Source organism: Gordonia jinhuaensis, from assembly GCF_014639795.1.
Lineage (GTDB): Bacteria > Actinomycetota > Actinomycetes > Mycobacteriales > Mycobacteriaceae > Gordonia_B > Gordonia_B jinhuaensis.
This window is the reverse complement of the sequence record NZ_BMGC01000068.1, coordinates 1-7,347: the sequence shown is the minus strand read 5'-3', so window position 1 is coordinate 7,347 and position 7,347 is coordinate 1. Positions and strand designations below refer to the sequence as shown.

The window sequence follows — 7,347 nt, the reverse complement described above, 5'->3', positions numbered from 1 at the left end:
GCGAACTCAACGAACGCCCCCGACAGACACTCGGCTTCTACACCCCACGCGAAAAGTTCGAAGCCCTCCTACGAGACAACGTTGCTTGCACGGGTTGACGGCTCTGTCTCTCTACAGCTGGGGACCGCCTCCCCCGCCGTCGTTCCTGCTGCCCGAGGACCTCGCCGCGCTGATGACCGGCGCACATTCGGCGGGCTGACCGGTCGTCGTTCCGATAGGCATATTCGCCGCCAAAACCCGCTTTCCGCCATCCTCTCGACACAGTGCTGAGAGGATGGCGGAAAGAGGATGGCGGAAAGACGATGGCGGAAACGCATCTGACACCCACGACACCGCAGGAGCACGAGAGATATGACCGTCAGTCAGGACGCGACGCCGGAATCGACACCGGAGACGACCGGGCCCATCTGGACACCTGACCCCGACACGCTCGCCGCCACCCAGATGACCGAGTTCGCCCGACTCCTCGGTGCGCGCGCCGGGCGTGAACTGGTGTCGTATCAGGACCTGTGGGAGTACTCGGTGGAGGATCTCGCGGGCTTCTGGTCGGCGATTGCCGAGTACTTCGATGTGATGGTCGACGACGTTCCCGGCGACGTGCTGCCCGAGAAGTCGATGCCCGGTGCACGCTGGTTCCCCGGCGCACATGTGAACTATGCCGAACACTCGCTGCGCCACACCGGTTCGGCCACCGCCGTGATTGCGATCGACGAGGCCGGCCACACCGACGAGGTGTCGTGGGATCGCCTGCGCGGCATGGTCGGATCGGTACAGGAGTGGCTGCTCGCACAGGGCGTCGAGCGCGGCGACCGCGTGGTCGGCTATCTGCCGAACACGCTGCACGCGCTGGTCGGGCTGCTGGCCACCACCGGTCTGGGGGCAGTCTGGTCGGCGTGCGGGCAGGACTACGGCGCTGCCGGCGCACTGGCCCGGCTCGGCCAGCTCGAGCCGACCGTACTGATCGCCTCCGACGGATATCAGTGGAACGGAAAGCATTTCGATCGCCGACAAGAGGTCGCGGAGGTGGTCGCGGGCATCGGCTCACTGCGTGCGGTGCTGCGTGCATCCGTCGCCGGGCTGTGGGAACACGACGACACGCCCGACCTGGGCGTCGCCAGCGCCGATTTCGACGCCGTCATCGCCGAGCCGAGCGAACCACGTTTCGTCCGTGTGGAATTCAACGATCCACTGTGGGTGCTGTTCTCCTCGGGCACCACCGGCGTCCCCAAGGGCATCGTGCACTCGCACGGCGGTGTGCTGCTGGATCACCTCCGGCTTCTGGGCCTGCACATCGACCTGCGTGCGGGTGAACGCTTCTTCTGGTACACCACCACCAACTGGATGATGTGGAATCTGCAGGTATCCGGACTGCTCGTCGGTGCGGCCATCGTTCTCTACGACGGATCGCCGAATAAACCCGGCCCGCAACGACTCTGGGAGATCAGCGCCGACCATCACGTCACCGTTCTGGGTGTGAGTCCCGGCTATCTGGTGGGCTCGGCGAAGGCAGATCTGCACCCGGGCAGCGACTATGACCTCTCAGCGCTGCGCGTGATCGGCTCCACCGGCGCACCGCTGCCTGCCCAGTGCTACGTGTGGGTGCACGACGAGGTCGGTAAGAACATCCAACTCGCCTCCACCAGCGGCGGCACCGATGTGGTGAGCGGATTCGCCGGTGCCGCACCGAATCTCCCTGTACACATCGGTGAGATCTCGTGTCCGTTCCTCGGCGTGAACATGCAGTCATGGGACGAGGATGGTCATGCGATGATCGGCGAGGTCGGCGAACTCGTGATCACCTCCCCGATGCCCTCGATGCCGATCTATTTCTGGAACGATCCCGACGGTTCGCGCTACCACGGCGCCTACTTCGACACCTATCCGGGCGTGTGGCGACACGGCGACTGGATCACGATCACCGACAACGGCGGTGTGGTCATCTCCGGACGATCCGATGCCACCCTCAACCGCCACGGCGTACGGCTGGGCAGCGCCGATATCTATGACGCGGTCGAGGACATGCCCGAGATCATCGAATCGCTGGTCATCGGAGCAGAACTCGACGGTGGGCACAACGGTGCCGGCGACTACTGGATGCCACTGTTTGTGGTTCTGGCCGACGGTGTGGAGCTCGACGACGATCTGCGCAAGCGCATCAGCGAGACCATTCGCACGTCGGCTTCGCCGCGTCACGTCCCCGACGATGTGATCGCGGTTCCGGCGATCCCGCACACCCGGACCGGGAAGAAGCTGGAGATCCCGGTGAAGCGGCTGATCCAGGGACGCCCGCTGGGGAAGGTGATCGGTGTGGACACCGTCGACGACCCCGATGCACTGCAGTATTTCGTGCGTTTCGCCCGTGAAGCAGGCGATCCGCAATGAATGAACGCTGACGGCCTGTGACCTCCACAGGAGCTGTGAACCACAGAAACACGAATCGCCTCTGATACCCGAGATATCGGGCATCACAGGGCGGATCAGGGAATGCCCGCGCTGGACCCTCGGTTGCACCGGGCATGGCAACTCGTGAAATCACCATGGAAAGCTTCAAGGACACCGTGGAGTCCGACGGCATCGTTCTGCTGGACTTCTGGGCCGACTGGTGCGGTCCGTGCAAGGCGTTCGGCCCCGTGTACGAACAGTCGTCCGACGCACATACCGACATCGTGTTCGGCAAGGTGGACACCGAGGATCAGCAGCAGCTCGCTGCCGGTTTCGGTATCCGTTCGATCCCGACACTCATGGCGTTTCGCGACGGCATCCTGGTCTTCAACCAGCCCGGCGCCCTGCCATCTGCGCAGCTCGAGGAGCTGATCTCGGCAGTGCAGGACCTCGACATGGACGCCGTGCGCACCGAGATTGCCGCTGCACAGGCCGGCGACGGACAGGCACCCCCGCAGGCCTGACGCGCTAGCGTCGGTGGGGTGCCTGTCACCTGGGATCCCGACCGATACCTGCAGTTCCAGAAACAGCGGTCACGGCCGCTGGCGGGTCTACTCGCGCAGATCGACGCGCCCGGAGCGGTGACTGTCGCCGATGTGGGTTGCGGGCCGGGTACCGACACCGCGTTGCTGCGCGACTGCTGGCCGACCGCACATATCGAGGCGGTCGATTCGAGCACGGAGATGATCGAGCGCGCCAACGCCGAGAATGCCACAGCCGAACAACCCGACACGCAGGTCACCTATTCGGTGGGCGATGTGAGCGCGTGGCGCGCGGCCAGCGGCCCCGAATCGGTGGATGTGGTGGTGGCGAACGCCCTTTTCCAGTGGGTTCCCGACCACCGTCGCGTCATCGCACGGATCGCCACCGAATCGGTGGCTCCGGGCGGCTATTTAGCCTTTCAGGTGCCCGGCAACTTCGCCTCACCCTCACATCAAGCGATGAAGACCCTGGCCGCCGACCCCGATTTCGCCGACGCCATCGGCGACGTGAATCGACTCGAAGTGTTCAGCCCGTCGGTCTACATCCGCGACTTCCGTCGCCTCGGCTGGCAGGTGGACGGCTGGGAGACCACCTATCAGCACCAGCTCACCGGCGACGATCCGGTCTTCGACTGGGTCTCGGGAACCGGGTTGCGGCCCTACCTCGAGGGTCTCGACGAGGCGACCGCGAACGCGTTCACCGCTCGTCTGAAGGTGATGCTGCGCGCCGACTACCCGGCAGACGAGAACGGGATGACGATTCTCGGTTTCCGTCGGATTTTCGTGGTGGCCCAACGGGTGTGATCTCGGCCGGTTGCGTCGGCACACCGGCCGACGTGCGCGCCGATCCCCGGCTCCCAGGCACGAGCCTCAGCACCACCGCCACCGCCACACCGGCGATCACTCCGTAGGCGAGGTTGTGGGTGGGAACAGCCGCGGCCACGGTGGCGACCATCGCGACCGTGTCGCGCCAGGCGATCTTGTGTCGCAGCCACCGCGGCGAGAGTGAACGCCAGTTCATGGTGGCCACCGAGACCATGATCATGACCGCCACCAGGGCGGCCATCGGAATGCGCGCAAGCACGTCGTTGAAACACAGCACCATGACCATCAGTGAGAGTCCGGCGACGAACGTCGATATGCGGGTACGCGCACCGGCAGTCTTCACGTTGATCATCGTCTGACCGATCATCGCGCAGCCACCCATACCCCCGAAGAACCCGGCGACGATATTGGTCAGACCCAGCCCCCAGCCCTCACGCCGCTTGTTCGACCCCGTCTCGGTGATCTCGTCGACCAGCTGCGCGGTGATCAATGTCTCCAACAGCCCGACCAGCGCCAGCGCGACCGCATATGGCGCGATGATCCCCAGCGTCGTCCAGGTGAACGGGACCCCCGGAAGTGCCAGATGCGGCACCACCGACGACAGATCACCTTCGTCGCCGACCGTCGGTACCTTCCACGCGAACACGATCCCCGCGATCGTCAGCAGCGCCGTGACCACCAGCGGAGCCGGGACGAGGGCGGTCAGGCGCGGCATGATGACCATCACCGCCACACCGACGGCAACCATCGGGTACACCAGCCACGGCACGCCGATCAGGTGGGGAATCTGCGCGGTGAAGATGAGGATCGCCAGCGAGTTGACGAATCCGGTGACGACGCTGCCGGGCAAGAACCGGATCAGCTTCGTGACACCGGCCGCCGACAGTGCGATCTGCAGTGCGCCGCCGAGGATCACCGCCGCCACCAGATAGGACATGCCGTGCGCCCGCACCAGCGGCGCCACCACGAGTGCCACCGAGCCGGCGGCCGCCGACACCATTGCCGGACGGCCGCCTGTCACCGCGATGACCATCGCCATGATGAACGAGGTGAACAAGCCGACCGCGGGGTCCACCCCGGCGACGATTGAGAACGAAATCGTCTCGGGGATGAGGGCGAGCGCGGTGACCATCCCGCCGAAGATCTCGGTGCGCATCGCGGCGGGCCGGCGCAACGTCGACAGGACGGTCGGCGCCTCGTGGCGCTCACTCGTCAGTGTCGCTGTCTTCATCCCGAGTCGCTTTCTCTGCTCAGTGTCCGGTCACGGATGCCGTCGAACGGCTGGATTCCTGTCGGGACATCGCGTCTTCGGCGTCGACATCACGCCCGATCGGTTCCCAGCGGATCAGCATGACCGCGGCGACGATGCCCAATGGGGCAGCAGCCAGCAGGGCGAATGTGGTGCTGAAACCGAATGCCGACAGCATCATGGGGAAGAAGAGGAATCCGAGGATGCTACCCACGCGTAGCATACCCTGCGCCCATCCGATGGCCGATCCGCGCATCCTGGTGGGGAACGACAGGGCCGCGAACGCCATGCCCTGCGGACCGGGGCCCATGGTGTGTCCGATCATGAAGACTCCGAGCGCAACTGCCTCGATGGTGACGTTCCCACGGCTGTGGGCATAGGCGACCGCCACCAGCGATACCGCGGCGACCAGCGAACCGTAGAGGGTCAGTGGGCGCAGACCGGTGCGGTCGCAGATCCACGCCTGTGTGGCCGAACCGACGAGCCCGATCGCGTTGAAGATCACACCACCGAGGATCGCGTTGAGGATGCCGCCGCCGAAGATGTACCCGGAGATCACGGGCAGATAGAAGATGACCGCGTAGTACTCGATGCTCTGCAGACAGCCGATCACCGCGGCCAGGATCGCTCGCGGACGGTAAGTCGTGGAGAACAGCTCACGCACGGTGTCGGCGAAGCCCGACGTTGCCGGCTCGACGCTCGAATCATCCGCCTGGACGATGACGTTGATGTTCCTGGTCTTACGCAGCACCATTGCCGCCTCGTCGAGATCCCCCTGATGCGCCAGCCACAGCGGGCTCTCCTCCATGTACCGACGTCGCAGGAGTACGAGGATGACCGCGGGAACGGCGCCGAAGCCGACCGCGATCCGCCACAGGCTGTCGCTGGCACTGGCGAGGTAGCCCAGATAGCTCGCCCCGAATCCGACCAGTGCGGCCAGGTACCAGTTCATATAGCTGCTGTTGACGAAGAGACCGCGCCTCTTGCGGTTGCAGTATTCGACGACGAAACTCAACGCCACCGGGAAGTCCAGTCCCACGCCAAGACCCATCAACACGCGGAAGAAGATGAGGACTCCGAGGTTGGGGGCGAGTGCACATCCGATCGCCGCGATCACGAAGATCCACAGATCGAGGATGAAGGTCTCCTTGCGGCCGATCTTGTCGACGAAGTATCCGCCGAAGAGCGCACCGAAGAGTGCACTGACCGCCATTGACGCCGAGAGGAGTCCGACCTGGGTTGCACTGAGTCCGAATTCATGCTTCAGCGCAACAGTCCCGACGGACAGACTCGAGAAGTCATACGCGTCGACGAACACGCCGCCCAGTGCGATGAACATGATGAACAGCGATTTGAACTGCGCTGATCGTCGTGAGCCGCCGTCCACGCCGTCGCCGACGATCGCTTCCACATCACGCGCGTTGCGGATGTAGTGGATATCGTGTGCGGCCGTGCGCCCATCGGTCGTAGCAGGCATCTCGAACGTCTCCGTCGTGGATTGATCAGTGGTGGCATGATCCGCGCTCACCGCAGTGGCGGGATCTGTCTGATGTCCGGGTCGGAGGCGCCGATGCCTCGTCTGTGTCGGTGGTGTTCCCATTATCGTCTCCTTGAATCGGTAGCGCAGGATGTGATGGGAAAATGGTTGCGGCGCAGTGTTACTGCCATAATCACCGACAATGAAGCAGCAGTTACGCCACTCAGATGGCGGTACCGACAAAGTTACGCCACCACCAGATGCGGACAATCGCTGGTCGTCATGCCACGTGACGCGAAAATATCTACACGACAACGCTTCTCATGAATGCCAAGAGCACGAAAAGCCACCTCCGCAAAGGTGGCTTTTCGTGCTGGTTCACGCCGCAGCGACGCGGGTCAGGTGACACACAGCGCCATGAGGACCGCGACGATGAGAGTTGCGGTTCCACTTGCGGACACGATGATCCATAGTCGCGCAGGAGCCGGATCGGTCCCACTCGACACCAGCCGGCACCGCCGGATCCCGCTGACGAAGATGACCACCGAGGCCGCGGTGGCACCGGCGAAGAACAATGCCGTGGACTGTCGATCCTCCTGATGCAGAGCCACTTTCACTGTTACGACAATCATCAGAGCGCTCAGCACCAGCCCGGTGCGCGACCAGGCAAGTGCGGTGCGCTCGGCCTGCAATCCACCGTCGCCAGACCTCGACGGATCGCCGGTGCGCATCTCAGACCAGAACGAGAACGACGGTTGCGAGCCCGAGAAACCGGCTCTTCCTGATTCAGAGTGCGTGTAGGTGTTCTGCCAGGCCGCCGGAGTGGATGAGTGACCGCAAGATGTAGTGGTTGAGGTTGCGGAAGCCGAGCG

The 7,347-nt window shown here is 64.2% G+C and carries 6 protein-coding genes and 1 pseudogene; 4 read left to right on the top strand and 3 right to left on the bottom strand.

The features are described 5' to 3' along the window. Positions 1–85: 85 nt before the first annotated feature. The 4 genes and pseudogenes from IEW22_RS19410 to IEW22_RS19395 form a co-directional block, all read left to right on the top strand. Positions 86–199, top strand: a pseudogene (locus IEW22_RS19410) (VOC family protein); the annotation flags it as partial. Between the two features lie 152 nt (positions 200–351). Further along, a complete protein-coding gene (locus IEW22_RS19405; protein ID WP_188588967.1) occupies positions 352–2,382 on the top strand; it encodes an acetoacetate--CoA ligase in 2,031 nt (676 codons plus the stop codon). A 134-nt stretch (positions 2,383–2,516) separates the two neighbouring features. Beyond that, positions 2,517–2,906 carry a thioredoxin gene (gene trxA / locus IEW22_RS19400; protein WP_188588965.1) on the top strand — a complete coding sequence of 130 codons (390 nt, stop codon included), beginning with the start codon at positions 2,517–2,519 and terminating at the stop codon, positions 2,904–2,906. Between the two features lie 18 nt (positions 2,907–2,924). Further along, a complete protein-coding gene (locus IEW22_RS19395) occupies positions 2,925–3,728 on the top strand; it encodes a methyltransferase domain-containing protein (protein ID WP_188588962.1) in 804 nt (267 codons plus the stop codon). On the opposite strand, the gene IEW22_RS19390 is transcribed toward IEW22_RS19395, so the two are convergent. The 3 genes from IEW22_RS19390 to IEW22_RS19380 form a co-directional block, all read right to left on the bottom strand. After that, positions 3,622–4,980 (bottom strand): SulP family inorganic anion transporter, encoded by a 1,359-nt coding sequence (locus tag IEW22_RS19390; protein ID WP_188588961.1) that lies wholly within the window; start codon positions 4,978–4,980, stop codon positions 3,622–3,624. The genes IEW22_RS19395 and IEW22_RS19390 overlap by 107 nt on opposite strands. Positions 4,981–4,999: 19 nt before the next feature. Further along, complete coding sequence (locus IEW22_RS19385; RefSeq protein ID WP_188588958.1) at positions 5,000–6,475, bottom strand: MFS transporter; 1,476 nt, start codon at positions 6,473–6,475, stop codon at positions 5,000–5,002. Positions 6,476–6,873: 398 nt separating this feature from the next. Further along, the gene (locus tag IEW22_RS19380) at positions 6,874–7,206 is read right to left on the bottom strand and encodes a DUF202 domain-containing protein (protein WP_188588956.1); all 333 of its coding nucleotides are present in this window, start codon (positions 7,204–7,206) and stop codon (positions 6,874–6,876) included. Positions 7,207–7,347: the final 141 nt, after the last annotated feature.

What these genes read in the sequence shown, in the direction of transcription:
- IEW22_RS19405 (WP_188588967.1), top strand. Translation starts at nt 352, where the DNA reads ATGACCGTCAGTCAGGACGCGACGCCGGAATCGACACCGGAGACGACC.
- trxA (WP_188588965.1), top strand. Translation starts at nt 2,517, where the DNA reads ATGGCAACTCGTGAAATCACCATGGAAAGCTTCAAGGACACCGTGGAG.
- IEW22_RS19390 (WP_188588961.1), bottom strand. Translation starts at nt 4,980, where the DNA reads ATGAAGACAGCGACACTGACGAGTGAGCGCCACGAGGCGCCGACCGTC.
- IEW22_RS19385 (WP_188588958.1), bottom strand. Translation starts at nt 6,475, where the DNA reads ATGCCTGCTACGACCGATGGGCGCACGGCCGCACACGATATCCACTAC.
- IEW22_RS19380 (WP_188588956.1), bottom strand. Translation starts at nt 7,206, where the DNA reads ATGCGCACCGGCGATCCGTCGAGGTCTGGCGACGGTGGATTGCAGGCC.